A 15,422-nucleotide genomic window follows, 5' to 3' on the forward strand; every position below is an offset into this window, starting at 1 on the left:
GGCTCAGGCTGCGATGTCCGGGTTGAGCTGGTGGCGCAGCGCGGCCAGCGAGCGGGTGATCAGTCGGGACACGTGCATCTGCGAGACGCCGATCCGGTCGGCGATCTGGGCCTGGGTCAGGTTGCCGTGGAAGCGCAGGCTCAGAATCTGGCGCTCGCGTGCCGGCAGCGTGGCGAGGGCCGGGCCGAGGGCGACGCGGATCTCGACGAGATCGAACTCGTGGTCGTCCTCGCCGAGGGTGTCCCCGAGTTCGCGGCTGCCGTCGGCCCCGGTCGGAGTGGACAGCGACGTGGCCCGGTAGGCACGCGCACCCTCCAGCCCTTCCAGGACCGTCTCCTCGGACACGTCGAGGTGGGACGCGATGTCGGCGACTGTCGGCGAGCGGCCGAGGGTCTGGGTCAGGGCGCTGTTCGCCGCGCTGATCGACAGGCGCAGCTCCTGGAGGCGGCGGGGCACGCGCACCGCCCAGGTGCGGTCCCGGAAGTACCGCTTGATCTCGCCGATGATCGTGGGAATGGCGTACCCGCTGAAGTCGACGCCTCGGTCGTGGTCGAAGTTGTCCACTGCCTTGATGAGCCCGACGAAGGCGGTCTGGGCCAGGTCGTCGTCGGGTGCGCCGCGTCCGCCGTAGCGGCGCGCCAGGTGCCGGGCCAGCGGTAGCCACGCCTCGATGGCGCGGTCCCGCAGTGCTGGGCGGCGGGGATCGTCCGCCGGGGTCGCCGCCAGGGTGGCGAGCAGCTCATCCGGGCTCTGGTCGCTGCTGCGCTGGCTGACACGGGTGCTGGTCGCGTTCTCGACGATTGTGGACATGTGGTGGTCCCCTCCCGCACATGCCCGTCGATCGGGTCGACCGGAAGGATCTCCGAACCGGCTGACGCCGGGGCGCACGTACGGGCGAAGGTGCGCTGTCGCAAGGCCACGAGCACGGGCCTCGCCACCGCGTCATGTCGTTCACTTGATGACCCGGACACTACCCGAAAGACCGACTATTTTCTAGCCGAAAGTATGAGGCTAGGCGTTTGGAGAGGGAGCAAGCGGGGATCAGCCGCGCTGATCCGAGGGGTCGACAGCGCCGGGCGTCGGCTGGGCCGGCTGCACCGCGAACGGGTGACGCAGTTGCCGCATGGCCTCCTCGCTGCTGTCGAAGGTCACCGCCGGTCCGTCCAGCACGTCACCGTGCGACGTGGCGAGGAACAGGGCGGGTCGACCGTTGTCGTTCGATGTCATGCAGGGATCCTGTCTCTACGAAAGGGGTGCGTCCGGGCCTCGGCAACGTCGGCCGTGCGACCCGGTGACGCTTCGGCGCACACGTTGGCGCCCGAATGCTGGTGTCCTGTGCACGGGCGAGCGCCCGGCGACACCGACACCCCGCACCATACCCGGCGCTGCCGCCACATATGCGCCGCCGACGGACCCGCCTCGCTTGTGACGAACCGGCCGCCCAGGAATTCTGTAATCCCACCCGCTGCCGCGAGTCTCCGATCTTGAGGGCGGTCAGCACACCCAGCGTGGCTGCCGCGCGGATGAGCACCCAAGGAGTGGACCCATGTCGTCAGCCGGTCGAGCACTGCCCGATGTCGGGTTGGTCGTCGCGGCCCGGCAGGGTGACCAGCGCGCTCTCGACGACGTCGTCGCGGCCTCGCTCCCGCTGGTCTACAACATCGTCGGGCGTGCGCTGCGCGGGCACGCCGACGTCGACGACGTGGTCCAGGAGACGTTGGTACGGGTGATCCGGTACCTGCCCGCGCTCAACGACCCGGCGGCATACCGGTCCTGGCTGGTGGCGATCGCCATCCGCCAGGTGCGTGACTGGGAGACGCGTCGCCGCGTCGCGCTCAACCGCGACGCCGGGCTGGACGCGATCCACAACGTGCCCGACCCGGCCTCCGACTTCGCGGGGATGACCATCCTCCGGCTCGGCCTCACCGACCAACGACGCGAGGTGGCCGAGGCGACCCGCTGGCTCGACCCGGACGACCAGGAACTGCTCTCGCTGTGGTGGCTGGAGGAGACCGGCGAGATCACCCGCAACGAGGTCGCCGACGCGCTCGGGTTGTCACCCGGGCACGTCGCGGTGCGGATCCACCGGATGAAGGAGCAGATCCAGAGCGCCCGTGGCGTCGTCCGCGCGCTCCGCGCCCGCCCTGGCTGCCCGGACCTGGGCGCCGTGACCGCCGAGTGGGACGGCACGCCCAGCTCGCTGTGGCGCAAGCGACTGGCTCGACACGTCCGCGACTGCGCGTTCTGCGGACGGCTGGGAACCACCCTCCTGCCGATCGACCGGCTGCTGGCCGGTATGCCGCTGCTGCCGCTCCCGGCGGGTCTCGGCGCCCACCTGCCGGGCGCGGCGGCCCCTGCCGCCGCGCAGGCCGTCGTACCCCCGGCCCCGGCGGCCGGACCCGCCGCCGGGCCGACCCCACCCGGCGCGGTGTCCGCCGATGCGGGCGGCGGCCCGAGCGTCGTCGACCTCGCGGTGAACCGGCCCCGTGGCCTCGTGCCGTCCCTCGCCGCCGGTGTGGCCGCCGCCGTCCTGGCCATCACCATGGCTGTGGTGATCCTGCCGGACGATCCGTCCGCGCCCTCGTGGGCGGCGCCGCCGTCTGCCGCGCCCACCGCCGTCGCCACCCCGAGCGTCGCGCCCTCACCGAGCGCGCGGCCCTCGTCGAAAGCTCCGGTCGCGCCGGCGGTCAGCTCCGCCCGCAAGGGCGTCGGGGTGTGGAACTTCGCCGGAGCGAGTCAGGCGCTGGCGAACTCCACTGCCAGCTGGTACTACACCTGGGGCACCCAGCACGCGGGGATCAGCACCCCGCGTGGTGCGACGTTCGTGCCGATGATCCGCAGCGCGGAGAACGTCACCGCCGCGGAGCTGGCGCGGGCCAGGGCCGCCGGACCGTACCTACTCACCTTCAACGAGCCGGACCTGCCCGAGCAGGCGAACATGACGGTCGAGCAGGCGTTGGACCTGTGGCCGCAGCTGATGGCGACGGGCAGCAAACTGGGCAGCCCGGCGGTCGCCTGGGGCGCGCCGGACCCGCAGGGTTGGCTGGACAGGTTCATGACCGGCGCAGAGGCCCGCGGCCACCGGGTGGACTTCATCGCGCTGCACTGGTTCGGCGCCGACTTCACGACCGCCACCGCTGTGGCCCAACTCCGGCAGTACCTCCAGGCCGTCTACCAGCGGTACCGGAAACCGATCTGGCTGACCGAGTTCGCGCTGATCCGCTTCGCCGGGGGCGGTTCGCAGTTTCCCAGTCAGCAGCAGCAGGCGGCCTTCCTCACGGCGGCCACCGCCATGCTCGGTCAACTCCCCTACCTCCAGCGTTACGCCTGGTTCGGACTACCCGCCACGGACAAGGACCGGTCCGGGTTGTTCAGCGACGGGACCGGCGCGACAGTGGTCGGCCGCGCGTTCCAAGCCGCCCGGTGAGCACTGGCGAACTGATGGACGAACAGGGCATGGCGGAGCGCAGAGGGCCTCGCGTATCTGCCGGGCGGCTGGTCGGCGTCGTCGCGACAGTGGTCGCCACGGCGGTGGCCGTCGGGCTCAGTCAGGGCTGGGGTCGCACCAACCAGGCACCAGCAGCGTCGTCGGTGGCAGCGTCGTCAGCCGCCGCGGTGCCGGCCGTGCCGGTGGCGCTCAACGGCACCGACGACGCCTTCATCCAACTGCTGATCCCGATGAACGAGGGCGCGCTCGCGCTGATCGATCAGCTCGACACCCGCCCGGCGGATCCGTCGCTGCGGACCCTTCTCGGCGAGGTCCGGAAGGCCCATCAGGCGGAGTTGCGGGACCTGCGTGGGCTGTTGGCCGCGGGCAACACACCGGAGCTGAACATCCACGAGGGGCATCAGATGCCCGGCATGGTCACCGAGGCCAGCCTCGCCGAGCTACGTGCCACGTCCGACGCGGAGGTGTCGTCCCGGGCGACTGGCCTGATCCGGGCGCACCTCGCGCAGACAGTGGTGCTGTGCCAGGGCGAGCAGACCGCCGGGGGAAGCCCGGAGGTGAAGGCGCTCGCCGGCCGGATCCAGCAGGCGCGGGCCGCCGAGCTGAACATGCTGGACAACCGGCCCGGCGCGCCCACTGCCGCACCGGGCGGATGAGCGCACCGGACCCGCAGCGCGGCACGGTAGCGCCGGTGCCGGTCGCGTGGTGGTCAGGCCGGCGTCGGGTGCCTCTCCGCAAACCGGGCGCGGGTCAGGAACGCGAGTTGGGCCCGCTTGTCCGGCATGTCGATCTCCGAGTCGAAGGTGAAGCCCTCGATCTCCAGCCGACGCAGGGCGAGGTGGTTGCGGACGTCCGGCTCCACCACGATCCGCTGGGCCGCCGGGTCGCGGAACAGGAAGCGGGCGACGGCCGGGCCAGCCGCGTTGGTGAGGCTGCGGGCGAGGCGTCGGTCGGGGCTGAGCAGCAGGTGCATCCCCACGTCGCCGGGCTGGACGGGGTAGCGCTCGCCGACCGGGTCCGCCTCGGGCTGATAGCTCTGGAAGAGGCCGACCGGCTCCCCGTCGACAGTGATCAGGTACGCGTGGTGCGTGGAGAGGCCGTCCACAAAGGCGTATGTCTCGCGGACCTCTTCGACAGTGTGCGAACCCATGCCCCAGAAGGAGTTGCGGGGCAGGGTCACCCATTCGTGCAGGAGTGCGGCGTCCCGGTCCGGGTCCACTGTCACCAACGACAGCTCGCCGAGACCGGCGATCTTCTCCTGGTACGTCATCGGGCGCTGTCCTCTGTTCCATCCGGGGCGCAACTTAGGTTAACCTCCCCTAACCAAGGATGACCTTACCTGGAGGGGTGCGTGAAACGGAACTGGGAGGCCCTGGTCCTCAAGGCCATGGGAGGGCGGGACTTTCGGTTGACCGTCCTGAGCACCGAGTCGATCGACGGGCACTACCAGCGACTCCTCCTGGACGGGGGCGGTCTGCTGGAGACGTGCGGGGTGCACCCCACGATGTGGATCCGGCTGTGGTTCGACAACGACGGCCGGGCCCACCAGCGCGCGTACACGCTGGTCGACCCGGACCCGGCCACCGGCCGATTCACACTCGAATTCGCCATCCACGACGGGTGCGCGGCCCGCTGGGCCACCACCGCCACTGTCGGCGACACCATCAGCGCGACAGTGCAGGGCAGCGCCTTCGAGCTGCCCGACCCCGCGCCCGAGCACCTCTACCTGATCGGCGACGCGGCCTCGCTGCCCGCGGTGAACAGCCTGCTCGACGCCGGTGCCGACATCCCGGCGACGATCTGGCTGGAGTACGCCCACGAGGGCGAGAAGGCACTCGCGCTGCGGGCCCGGGCGCACCACGACGTCACCTGGGTGCCCCGGCGCGACGCGGGTCAGCATCTCGTCGACACGGTCTGCGCGGCCCTGCCGACCAGCGACGCGGGCCACTACTGGGTGGCCTGCGAGGCGGCCACCACCCGGGGCATCACCCGACACCTCCGCAAGACGCTGGGCGTCGACAAGGACCGGTTGACCTCCCTCGGCTACTGGAAAGCGGCATGAAGGGCCGGCTCGGCACCCTTACCGCGCTCTACGTCACCCAGTACCTTGGCGTCGGCTTCATCACCGTCGGGCTCACCGCCATCCTGCGCGACGGCGGCACCTCGCTGGACACGCTGGCGCTGTTGCAGATCGTCGGCCTGATCTGGCCCATCAAGTTCCTCTGGGCGCCGATCCTCGACCGGTACGGTTCGAAGCACCGCGGCCACTACCGCTCCTGGCTGCTCGTGCTCCAGACCGCCCTGGTGCTCGCCCTGCTGGCGCTGCTGCCGTTCGCCAGCCCGGCCGACGCGCTCGGCCCGATCATCGCGATCTGCGCCGCGTACGTCTTCTTCTCGGCCACCCAGGACATCGCAGTGGACGCCGTCGCGGTCCGGATGCTGGCCGACTCGGCCCGGGGCACCGGCAACGGCATCCAGGTCGCCGCGAGCTACCTCGGCAACCTGCTCGGCGGTGGCGCCTGCGTCCTGGTCTACGACCAGTTCGGCTGGGTGCCGGCGATCGGCCTGCTGGCCGGGATGACGGCGGTCGGCCTGCTCGTGGTGTGGCGGTTCCGGGAGCCTCCCCGTACCGATCGGGTGGAACGGGTCGGCGCGGCGTACCGGGCGTTGCTGTCGGTGTTCGGCCAGCCGGGCTGCCGGTGGTGGACCTTCGGTGTGGTGCCACTGGTCTACGTCGGCGCGGGAATGGCGTACGCCCTGGTCACCCCGGCGCTTGTCGACGCCGGATGGTCCTTGGGTCGGATCGGCGTCGTCACCGGTGTGGTGACCAGCGCCCCGGCCATCGTGGCGGGCCTGGTCGCCGGGCTCGGGATCGGGCGGTTCGGGCGCGGTGGCGTGCTCGTGGTCGGCGGCGTGGCGCTCACGGTGTCGACGTTGCTGCTGCTGCCGCTGATGAACGGCCGCGCTCCGCTGGGCGGGACGGTCGCCGCGCTCTGCTGCTTCATGGTGGCCTACACCATCGCCAACGTCGTGCTCTACACGGTCAACATGGACTACTCCCGGCCCGACACCGGCGGCACCGATTTCACGGTGCTGTCGTCGTTCGGCCTGGTCTGCTCGTTCGTGGCGGCGTCCATCGGTCTCGCGGCGGCCGACCGGGTCGGCTATCCGGCGGTAGCGGTCGCGGCCATCGTGCTGGTGGCCGCCGGGGTCGTCCTCGGCCTCTCCCACCAGCGGCGATTCCCGCACCGGCAGGGCCCCGCCGTCGACCCGGCGGCCGGACAGCCCACCGAGCCGCAAGCGCTGGACGGCGTCAAGGCGGTGGCGTGACCAGCGTCCAGCCGGCCACCGACACAGCGACATCGGCACTACTGCCACAGCGATGGCTCATCCTGGCCGTGCTGTGCGTCGCGCAACTGGTGGTGGTGTTGGACAACACGGTGCTGACCGTGGCGGTGCCGGTGCTCACCACCGAGTTGGGTGCCAGCACCGCCGAGGTGCAGTGGATGATCAACGCGTACGCGTTGGTGCTGTCCGGGTTGCTGCTCACCGCCGGTAGCGCCGCCGACCGGTACGGCCGCCGTCGGATGCTGCTCGCCGGGCTGGCCCTGTTCGGGGTCGGCTCGCTGGCCGCCGGTCTGGCCAGCACCAGCGGGCAGTTGATCGCCGCACGGGCCGGGATGGGCGTCGGTGGCGCGCTGCTGGTCACCGCGACGCTCGCCGTGGCGATGCAGGTCTTCGACGCCGCCGAGCGGTCCCGGGCGATCGGCATCTGGGCCGCCACCAGCGCGTTGGGCTTCGCCATCGGGCCACCGATCGGCGGCACGATCCTCGCGCATCTGCCGTGGGGCGCGATCTTCCTGATGAACGTGCCGATCGTGCTGGTCTGCCTGCTCGTCGGTCGCGCGCTGGTTCCCGAGTCCCGCGGGACGGCCGGCGGCCGACTCGACGTGCTCGGCGCCGTGCTCTCCACCGCCGGCCTGACAGCGGTCGTCTGGGCGATCATCGCCGGGCCGGAGCGCGGGTGGGCGTCGACCGAGGTGACCGGCGCGGGGGCTGTCGGCGTACTCCTGCTCGGGATCTTCGTGCGGTGGGAGCGACGCATCACCTACCCGATGTTGGACATGCGCTTCTTCCGGGACCGGCGCTTCGTCGGTGCGATCTCCGGCGTCGTGCTGATCACGTTCGGTGCCACCGGCGCGCTCTTCCTGCTCACCCAGCATCTCCAGTTCGTCAGGGGTTACCCCGCCTGGGAGGCTGGTCTGCGGATGGCGCCCTTCGCGCTGTCCATCGTGCTGCTCAACGTCAGTGGCGTCGTCGCGAGTGTGATCCGTCGGCTCGGCCTGGCTGTCGCCATCGCCGTTGGCATGACGCTGCTCGCGGCCGGTCTCGCGCTGGTCACCCTCGTTCCGTCCGACGGGTACGGGGTGCTGCTTGTCGGGTTGCTCGTCATGGGTGTCGGTTGCGCGTTGGCCAATCCGGCCATCGTCGAGGCGGTGATGAGCGCGATCCCGGCGGCGAAGGCCGGCGCGGGTGCGGGCGTCGACGGCACCATGACCGAGGTTGGCGGCAGCCTCGGCATCGCGGTGCTGGGTGCCGTGTTGAACGCCCGGTTCGCGGCGCTGCTGCCGGCGGCCCTGGCGGGCGCCGGGTCGTTTCCGGCGGCTCTCGCCGCCGCAGGTGAAGGGGCCGAACGGGAGGCAGTGACTGTCGCCTTCGCCTCGGCGTTGGAGACGGGGCAGTTGGTGGGCGCGGCTGCTGTGTTGATCGGTGGACTGGTTGCCGCCGGATTGCTGCACCGGGCGGATCACCCCAAAACCGCATAATAAGGATAGGCTACCCTAATAGTCACATCGTGGTAGTCGACGGAGGCGGTATGCGGCTTTACATCACCGCGCTCAACCCCACCGACGCCGTCCTGGACGGGTTCCTCCCGGCGGCGGCGTCACTCGGGCTGTCGGCCACGGTGCTGACCGACCGGCCGGCCGAATGGCCGGCGGACGTGCGGGTGGCGCGCTGCGCGGTCCGCGACCCGGCCGCTGTGGTCGCGGCGGCGGCACCCGACCGCGCGGTGGCGCTACTGTCCAACAGCGACCACCTCCAGGAGGCCACAGCGATCGCCGCCCGAAAGCTCGGCCTGCCCGGCAAGGACCCGGACGCCGCCCGTCTCTGCAAGGACAAGGCTGCGGCCCGCCGGGCTATCGCCGCCGCGGGCCTCGATCTGGTACGCACCGGCACCATCGACCCCGGCGTCACGCCGGACGTGCCGACCCTGATGTTCCCGGCGGTGGTCAAACCTCGCGAGGGGGTGGCCAGCGAGGACGCGTACCTGGTGACCGACCACGCCGAGCTGGTCGCCCGGGTCGCCGAGATCCGTGGCCGGCGGCCGGACGTGGCGTTGGTGGTCGAGGAGTACCTCGCCGGTGAGCTGCGGACCTTCGAGACCCTCGGCGACGGCACCGAGCTGGCCTCCCTGGGCGGATGGCGCACCGGCCTCGGCCCGCCGCCGACCTTCACCGAGGAGAGCCTCGCCTGGTCGCCCCCGGCGGAGCGGGCGCGCACCCAGCTGCGGACGCGGCTCGACGCGCTCGGAGTCGGCTTCGGCGCCTGCCACACCGAGTACGTCATCTCCGACGGCCGGGTCCGGCTGATCGAGGTGAACTACCGCCTCATCGGCGACCGGATGGACCTGATCCTCGCCGAACTGCTCGGTGTGCCGTTGTTCGAGTACGTCATCCGGCTGCACCTCGGCGAGCCGCTGGCCGCCCTCGGCCTGCCCGACACTGTCGACCGCCACGCCCGGGTCGAGTACGTCTGCGCGGACCGGTCCGGCCGTCTCGTCGCCGCACCGGGCCCACTCGACACCGTCCACGGCGACGTCCGGCTGGGCTGCCGTCCGCTGCGCGAGGTGGGCCGCACCGCCGAGCACACCGGCACGAACCGCGACTACCTCGCCGTGCTGCACGGAATCGGCCCCGACGAGGGCACCGTCCGGCAGGCGCTGGCCGCCCTCCGCAACGGCCTCCAGTGGACCATCGTCGAGTGAGCGACGACTGTGAGCGGGAAGTCTTCGCCCGGGTGCTCGACGCCCTGCTGCGCGAGGATCACCTCGGTCTGAGCAGCGCCGGCCGACCGGACGGGCCCGACTGGTGGCAGGTGCCACACCCCGCTGGCCTGCTGCGCATTCCGATCCGCGCCGACGGGTTCCAGCAGGCAGTCCGCAGCGCCGCGCCGATGGTGCTGCTGGTGACCCGCGCCGGCGACGTGCGGCGTACGGAGACGCTGGACGGACTGTTGACGCTGCTCGCCCCGCACGACAACGCCGAGGCCGAGGCCGGCTGGCGCGACCTCGGCGTCGAGTGCCGCGCCGACCTGCGGGCCCGACGGCTCGCCGCACGCGATCGGGCACTGGTGCTCACCGAGGTTGCGGCCGAACGCGCGCTCGCCCCGACCGGCCTGCCGGCGGCCCTCCTGGATGACGTGCTCGCCGCCCACCACGGCCACCCCGTCTACCCCACCGACCGGTGCCGGCACGGTCTGCGCGACGACGAACTGCTCCGGTACGCCCCGGAGCACGCTCCACGTTTCGCGCTGCGCTGGTACGCCGCCCCGGTCGACGACGTCCGACTCGCTGGCGAGCTGCCAGCGTGGTGGCCGAGCGCGCCGCGACCGGGTCAGCTGCTGCTGCCGGCGCATCCGATCACAGTGGCCCGCCACGCGCTCCCGGTGCTCGACCTGCCGGTGACCCCGGTGCGACCCACCCTCTCCATGCGGACTGTGGCGCTCGACCACGACCCGTACCTGCATCTCAAACTGCCGCTGCCGACCGCGAGTCTCGGCGCGCGCAACCGACGCACGCTGCAACCCGGCTCGCTCGCCGACGGCGCGGCCGTCGCCGCACTGCTCGACCGGATCGCCACCGCCGAACCCAGCTTCGCCGGTCGGATCCGGCACGCCGACGAGAGCACCTGGGCGCACGTCGACGGCGACGAGCGCCGCGGTTTCCTGCTGCGCCGATTTCCGCGCGACCTGGCCGGCGTGCAGGTGGTGCCGGTAGCGGCCCTCGCCGCCGCCGACCCGGTGGCGGGCACGGTCCTCGAACGGATCAGCCCGCAGCGGCCCGTCGCGCTGCTGGAGTCCTACCTGGACCTGCTGCTCGGCTGGCACGTCTTCCTCTGGCTACGCCACGGAATCGCACTGGAGGCGCACCCGCAGAACATCCACCTGCTGGTGCACTCGGACGGCACTGTCGGCCTGCTCTACAAGGACAACGACGGCGCCCGGCTCGACAGGCGGCACGGCGGCACGAACGGGCTCGCCCTGCACGACGACCGGATGTGGGCGCGCGACCCGCACGAGTTGGCCGACGTGTTCATCACCATCACCCTGCACCTGGCCGCCGCCGCGCCCCTGGTCGCCCTGGCCGCCAGAGGACTGCCCGTGCCGACACCCGCCGAGGCGCTGGTGCCCCGGCTCGCCGCCGCCCGCGACCGCTGGGGCGACGGACCGGCGGTGCGGATCTTCACCGAGCGGGTCCTGCACGCCACCGAGCTGCCCATCAAGGCGATGCTCACCGCCGGCACCCTGCTGCCCAAACAGCGGCTCGGCTGCGCCGACATCAACAAGTACTACCTGCGTACCGGCCCGAACTACCTGCGGGAGACACGATGACGAGCGCCCAGTTGCGCTTCCGGCCGGCCAGCGACACCGGTCAGAGCGCCGACCTGGCCGCAGCCCACGCCGTCTTCGGCTGCCTGCTGCGCGAGCTGGCCCCGGCCGACGACACCCCGACAGTGGTCGACGGAACCGTACGGCTGCTGCTGCGGCACCTAGACGTCACAGTGCGCTGCGAGGTCGCGCGAACCTCGCCGCTCGGCGCGCACCGCTACACCGGCCCGGTCCAACGCAGGTCCGGCAGTGGGCGGTGGGAAGACCTGGACGCGGACGGGTTGGCCGCCCTGGTCGCCGCGGAACTCACCACCCGTACCGGCCTGGTGAACGACGAGTTCGCCGAGCAGGTCAGGTCCAGCCGGGACACAGTGGCCCGGCTGCTGGCCGACCGGCCGGCCGAGGATCCGACCCCCACCGGTGAACCCGCCATCGACGCGTACGTCGACTCCGAGCAGTCGCTGGTCTTCGGCCACCCGCACCACCCCACCCCGAAGTGGCGCAGCGGTGACCCGGACAGTTGGCGGGCGTACGCGCCGGAGCTGCGCACCGCGTTCCGGCTGCACTGGCTGGCCGTACCGGACGACCTGATCGCCGACGCCGGGCCGTTCGATCCACTGGTGGCCGCCCTCGACCCGCCACGACCCCCGCGCGGGCACCGCGTCCTACCGGTGCACCCCTGGCAGCTGTCGCTGATCCCGCCCACCCACCCCCGGCTGCGCAACCTGGGGGCGGCCGGTGTGCCGGTACGACCCACCGCGAGCGTCCGTACCCTCTACGCCCCCGAGGCCGACCTGTTCGTGAAGACCAGCCTCCACGTGCGGATCACCAACTGCCTGCGCAAGAACGCCCGTTACGAACTCACCGGCGCGGTGGCGCTGACCGACCTGCTGGCCCGGGTGCCGCTGCCGGACGGGGTGGGGCTGCTCGCCGAGCCCGCCTACCGCACTGTCGACGTCCCCGGCCCGGACGAGGCGTACGGCACGATCCTGCGCGGCGGGCTGCGCCCGCACCTGCGTCAGGGCGACACACCGGTGCTGGCGGCGGCGCTGGCCGCAACACCGCTGGTGACACCGGATCCGGTGGCCTGGTGGGGCGCGTACGTCGGTCTGCTGGTGCCGGCGGTGCTGCGCAACTGGCTCAGCCACGGCGTGGTGCACGAGGCGCACCTGCAGAACGTGGTCGTCGTGCTCGACCGTGATCACCTTCCGGTACGCATGCTGCTGCGCGACCTGGAGGGGGTGAAGCTGGACGCCGAGCGGTGGGGCACCTGGCCGGACGGCGTCCCCGCCCAGGTCCGCTACGGTCCCCGGGCCGCCCACCGCCGGGTCGTCTACTGCCTGTTCGTCAACCACCTCGGTGGGATCAGCGGGGCCCTCGCCGACGCGCGGCCGGGAATCGAACGGCGGCTGTGGCAGGAGCTGCGCGCCGTCGTCGAGGCGGTGTCCGCCGACCTCGGTGAGCCGGCGGAGCTGCGCGCACTGCTGACCGGAGAGCCGCTTCTGGCCAAGGCGAACCTGCTGGTCCGCTGGCGGCGCGACGCCGACCGGGCCGCACCGTTCGTGCCGGTGCCGAACCCGATGGGTGAGCCACGATGACCCGACCGATCTACGTCCACGACCTCGACGCGCTGGCCGGGCAGGCCCGAGCCATCCGGGCGGCGCTGCCCCAGCCGGTCGAGCTGCTCTACGCGGTCAAGGCCAACCCGGACGCCGGTGTGCTGCGAACCCTCGCCCCGATCGTCGACGGGTTCGAGGCCGCCAGCCAGGGGGAGCTGCGCAGGTTGGCCGAGGTGCTGCCGGGACGGGCGCCGGCCGCGTACGCAGGGCCGGGCAAGACCGACGCGGACCTCGCCGCCGCTCTCGCCGCCGGGGTGCACCGCATCCACGTCGAGTCACCCACCGAGCTGGTGCGACTCGGCGCGCTGGCCACCGCGGCGGGCCGGTCGGCCCAGGTGCTGCTGCGGGTGAACCTGCCGGTCGACGCGCCGGGCGCGAGCCTGGTCATGGGCGGCGGGCCCAGCCCGTTCGGCATGGACCCGGCCGACGCGGTCGAGTGCGCCCGCCGCCCGCCCGCCGGCATCGACGTACGCGGGATCCACGCGCACCTCGCGAGCGGGCTGGACGCGCCGCTCGCCGCGACTGTCGCTGCCGCCGTGGTCGGCTGGGCTGCGGCCGCTGTCGACGCGGCGGAGGTCGACGTCGGCGGTGGCATGACAGTCGACTACACCGATCCGGACGCGCGGTTCGACTGGGACGGCTACGGCCAGGCCCTGGCGGACGTCCTCGACAGGCACCCGGGCGTGCGGCTGCGCATCGAGCCGGGCCGGTCGGTCACCGCCTACTGCGGGGCGTACCTCACCGAGGTCGTCGACGTGAAGCGCTCCTACGGCGAGTGGTTCGTGGTGGTGGCCGGCGGGACGCACCACCTGCGGACCCCGGCGGCGAAGGGGCACGCGCAGCCGTTCACGGTGCACCCGCGCCAGGGTGCCGGCGGCCCTCGTACCGACGGCGGGCCGGTCACAGTGGTCGGGCAGCTCTGCACCCCGAAGGACGTGCTGTCCTTCTCGGCCACCGCGGGGCCGATCGGCGTGGGCGACGTGCTGGCCTTCGCCATGGCCGGGGCGTACGCCTGGAACATCAGCCACCGTGACTTCCTGCTGCACGAGCCCCCGCATTTCCGCACCGGTGACCTGCACAAAGTGGCCGCCGAGTGGGCGGCCCGGCCGCTCGGGACGTGAGCCCGGGAGGTTCGACCGACTCGGTGTGTTATCGATAACATGCTATCTTTCACCCGGGAGTGAAGGGCACGCTCCCGGTCACCTGAGCCAGTCGGAGAAGACGCGCCGAGGGCCCCGTCCCTCCCGCCGCCTTCCCGGTCGGTGACCAGTCCGGGCCCCCGTCGATGCCAGGCGACCACTGATCGTCGCCGAACGGCAAGGAGCCCAAACAATGCTGAGACGTAGGTTCTTCCTCCCATCCATCGCGGCCGCGGCGCTTCTCCTCGCGGCCACCACCGGCGGCGCGTTGAGTGGCGGCTTCGGTGCGACGGCGGTGGCCGCCACCAACGGCACCCTCGCGGCGACCGCCGGCTGCGGCAAGGCCCCCACACTCGCCAGCGGGACGCGGACGATTCAGAGCAGCGGCCAGAGTCGTACGTACAACCTGCGGATCCCGGACGGATACGACCGGAACCGCCCCTACCGGCTGATCTTCGGCTTCCACTGGTTGAACGGCTCGGCCAACAACGTCACGTCGGCCGGCTACTACGGGCTCCAGCCGCTGTCGAACAACAGCACGATCTTCGTCGCTCCACAGGGTCTCAACGCCGGCTGGGCCAACACCAACGGTCGGGACCTGACCCTCTTCGACGACATCTCCCGGCAGATCGAGAACGACCTCTGCGTCGACACCACCCAGCGCTTCGCCCTGGGCTGGAGCTACGGCGGGGCCATGAGCTACGCGGTGGCCTGCGCCCGGCCCACTGTCATCCGCGCGGTCAGCGTCCTCTCCGGCGCCAACCTCAGCGGATGCAACGGGGGCACGCAGCCGGTCGCCTACTTCGGCATCCACGGCATCTACGACAGCGTGCTGAACATCTCCCAGGGTCGGCAGCTGCGCGACACGTTCGTACGCAACAACGGCTGCACCGCGCAGAGCCCGCGCGAGCCGAGCCGGGGCAGCCTCACCCACATCACCACCGCCTACTCGGGTTGCCGGGCCGGCTACCCGGTGCAGTGGGCGGCGTTCGACGGGGATCACACCCCCAGTCCGGTGGACGGGTCGGGCAGCCCCAACGACTCGCGGACCTGGACCTCGGGTGAGATCTGGAGGTTCTTCAGCCAGTTCGAGTCGACAACGCCTCCGACGACCCCGCCGCCGACCACCCCGCCGCCCACCGATCCGCCGCCGACCACCCCGCCGCCGACCGGGGAGCCCGGCACCTGCGCCGCCACCTACCGGACGCTCAACACCTGGCCCGGGGGCTTCCAGGCCGAGGTGACAGTGGCCAACAACTCCACAGCACCCCTGAACGGCTGGACCGTGGGCCTGACCCTGGCCAGTGGTCAGGCCATCAGCAGCCTCTGGAGCGGCACCAACACGGGCACCACCGGCAGTGTCACGGTCAGGAACGCCGCCTACAACGGCACTGTCGGCCCGAACGCCTCGACCACCTTCGGTTTCACCGCAACCGGCAACGGTGCCACCGCACCCAGCAACGTCACCTGCACCAGCCCCTGAGTTCGGCAACAGGAGGGCCCGGAGCCAGTTGGCTCCGGGCCCTCCGGTGACGTCCACTGGCGGCG

At 72.0% G+C, this 15,422-nt stretch carries 13 protein-coding genes; 10 read left to right on the forward strand and 3 right to left on the reverse strand.

What is annotated here, in order from left to right; all coding sequences use genetic code 11:
- Positions 1-3 precede the first annotated feature (3 nt).
- Together AB0B98_RS20395 and AB0B98_RS20400 are read right to left on the reverse strand one after the other, a co-directional pair.
- On the reverse strand, positions 4-810 hold the full coding sequence (locus tag AB0B98_RS20395; protein WP_357364508.1) for a SigB/SigF/SigG family RNA polymerase sigma factor: 807 nt from the start codon (positions 808-810) through the stop codon (positions 4-6).
- A 231-nt stretch (positions 811-1,041) separates the two neighbouring features.
- Entirely contained in the window at positions 1,042-1,227 is a 186-nt protein-coding gene (locus tag AB0B98_RS20400; RefSeq protein WP_357364510.1) for a hypothetical protein, read from the reverse strand.
- A gap of 319 nt (positions 1,228-1,546) precedes the next feature.
- On the opposite strand from AB0B98_RS20400, the gene AB0B98_RS20405 reads away from it, so the two are divergent.
- Positions 1,547-3,427 (forward strand): sigma-70 family RNA polymerase sigma factor, encoded by a 1,881-nt coding sequence (locus AB0B98_RS20405; protein WP_357364512.1) that lies wholly within the window; start codon positions 1,547-1,549, stop codon positions 3,425-3,427.
- Entirely contained in the window at positions 3,424-4,104 is a 681-nt protein-coding gene (locus AB0B98_RS20410) for a DUF305 domain-containing protein (protein ID WP_357364514.1), read from the forward strand. Before AB0B98_RS20405 ends, AB0B98_RS20410 begins: the two co-directional genes overlap by 4 nt.
- Positions 4,105-4,157: 53 nt before the next feature.
- Here the strand turns inward: AB0B98_RS20410 and AB0B98_RS20415 are convergent, their stop codons facing one another.
- The gene (locus tag AB0B98_RS20415; RefSeq protein ID WP_357364517.1) at positions 4,158-4,718 is read right to left on the reverse strand and encodes a GNAT family N-acetyltransferase; all 561 of its coding nucleotides are present in this window, start codon (positions 4,716-4,718) and stop codon (positions 4,158-4,160) included.
- 81 nt (positions 4,719-4,799) lie between these two features.
- Here AB0B98_RS20415 and AB0B98_RS20420 point away from each other — a divergent pair, with 81 nt between their 5' ends.
- The 8 genes from AB0B98_RS20420 to AB0B98_RS20455 all read left to right on the forward strand — a co-directional run bounded on the left by AB0B98_RS20420 (position 4,800) and on the right by AB0B98_RS20455 (position 15,357).
- Positions 4,800-5,510 (forward strand): siderophore-interacting protein, encoded by a 711-nt coding sequence (locus AB0B98_RS20420; RefSeq protein ID WP_357364519.1) that lies wholly within the window; start codon positions 4,800-4,802, stop codon positions 5,508-5,510.
- Positions 5,507-6,778 carry an MFS transporter gene (locus AB0B98_RS20425; protein WP_357364521.1) on the forward strand — a complete coding sequence of 424 codons (1,272 nt, stop codon included), beginning with the start codon at positions 5,507-5,509 and terminating at the stop codon, positions 6,776-6,778. The genes AB0B98_RS20420 and AB0B98_RS20425 overlap by 4 nt, the downstream gene beginning before the upstream one ends.
- Positions 6,775-8,274: an MFS transporter gene (locus AB0B98_RS20430; protein ID WP_357364522.1), complete on the forward strand. Its 1,500-nt coding sequence runs from the start codon at positions 6,775-6,777 to the stop codon at positions 8,272-8,274. Before AB0B98_RS20425 ends, AB0B98_RS20430 begins: the two co-directional genes overlap by 4 nt.
- 50 nt (positions 8,275-8,324) lie before the next feature.
- Positions 8,325-9,494, forward strand: coding sequence for a siderophore biosynthesis protein (locus tag AB0B98_RS20435; RefSeq protein ID WP_357364524.1), 1,170 nt, complete (start codon positions 8,325-8,327; stop codon positions 9,492-9,494).
- On the forward strand, positions 9,491-11,119 hold the full coding sequence (locus AB0B98_RS20440) for an IucA/IucC family protein (protein WP_357364526.1): 1,629 nt from the start codon (positions 9,491-9,493) through the stop codon (positions 11,117-11,119). The genes AB0B98_RS20435 and AB0B98_RS20440 overlap by 4 nt, the downstream gene beginning before the upstream one ends.
- Complete coding sequence (locus AB0B98_RS20445) at positions 11,116-12,714, forward strand: IucA/IucC family protein (RefSeq protein WP_357364528.1); 1,599 nt, start codon at positions 11,116-11,118, stop codon at positions 12,712-12,714. Before AB0B98_RS20440 ends, AB0B98_RS20445 begins: the two co-directional genes overlap by 4 nt.
- A complete protein-coding gene (locus AB0B98_RS20450; protein ID WP_357364530.1) occupies positions 12,711-13,856 on the forward strand; it encodes an alanine racemase in 1,146 nt (381 codons plus the stop codon). The genes AB0B98_RS20445 and AB0B98_RS20450 overlap by 4 nt, the downstream gene beginning before the upstream one ends.
- A gap of 211 nt (positions 13,857-14,067) precedes the next feature.
- Positions 14,068-15,357, forward strand: a complete 1,290-nt coding sequence (locus AB0B98_RS20455; protein WP_357364532.1) for a cellulose binding domain-containing protein — start codon at positions 14,068-14,070, stop codon at positions 15,355-15,357.
- Positions 15,358-15,422: the final 65 nt, after the last annotated feature.

Origin of the sequence: Micromonospora sp. NPDC048947 (genome assembly GCF_040649495.1) — a bacterium.
In the GTDB taxonomy this organism is placed as follows: Bacteria; Actinomycetota; Actinomycetes; order Mycobacteriales; family Micromonosporaceae; genus Micromonospora; species Micromonospora alfalfae.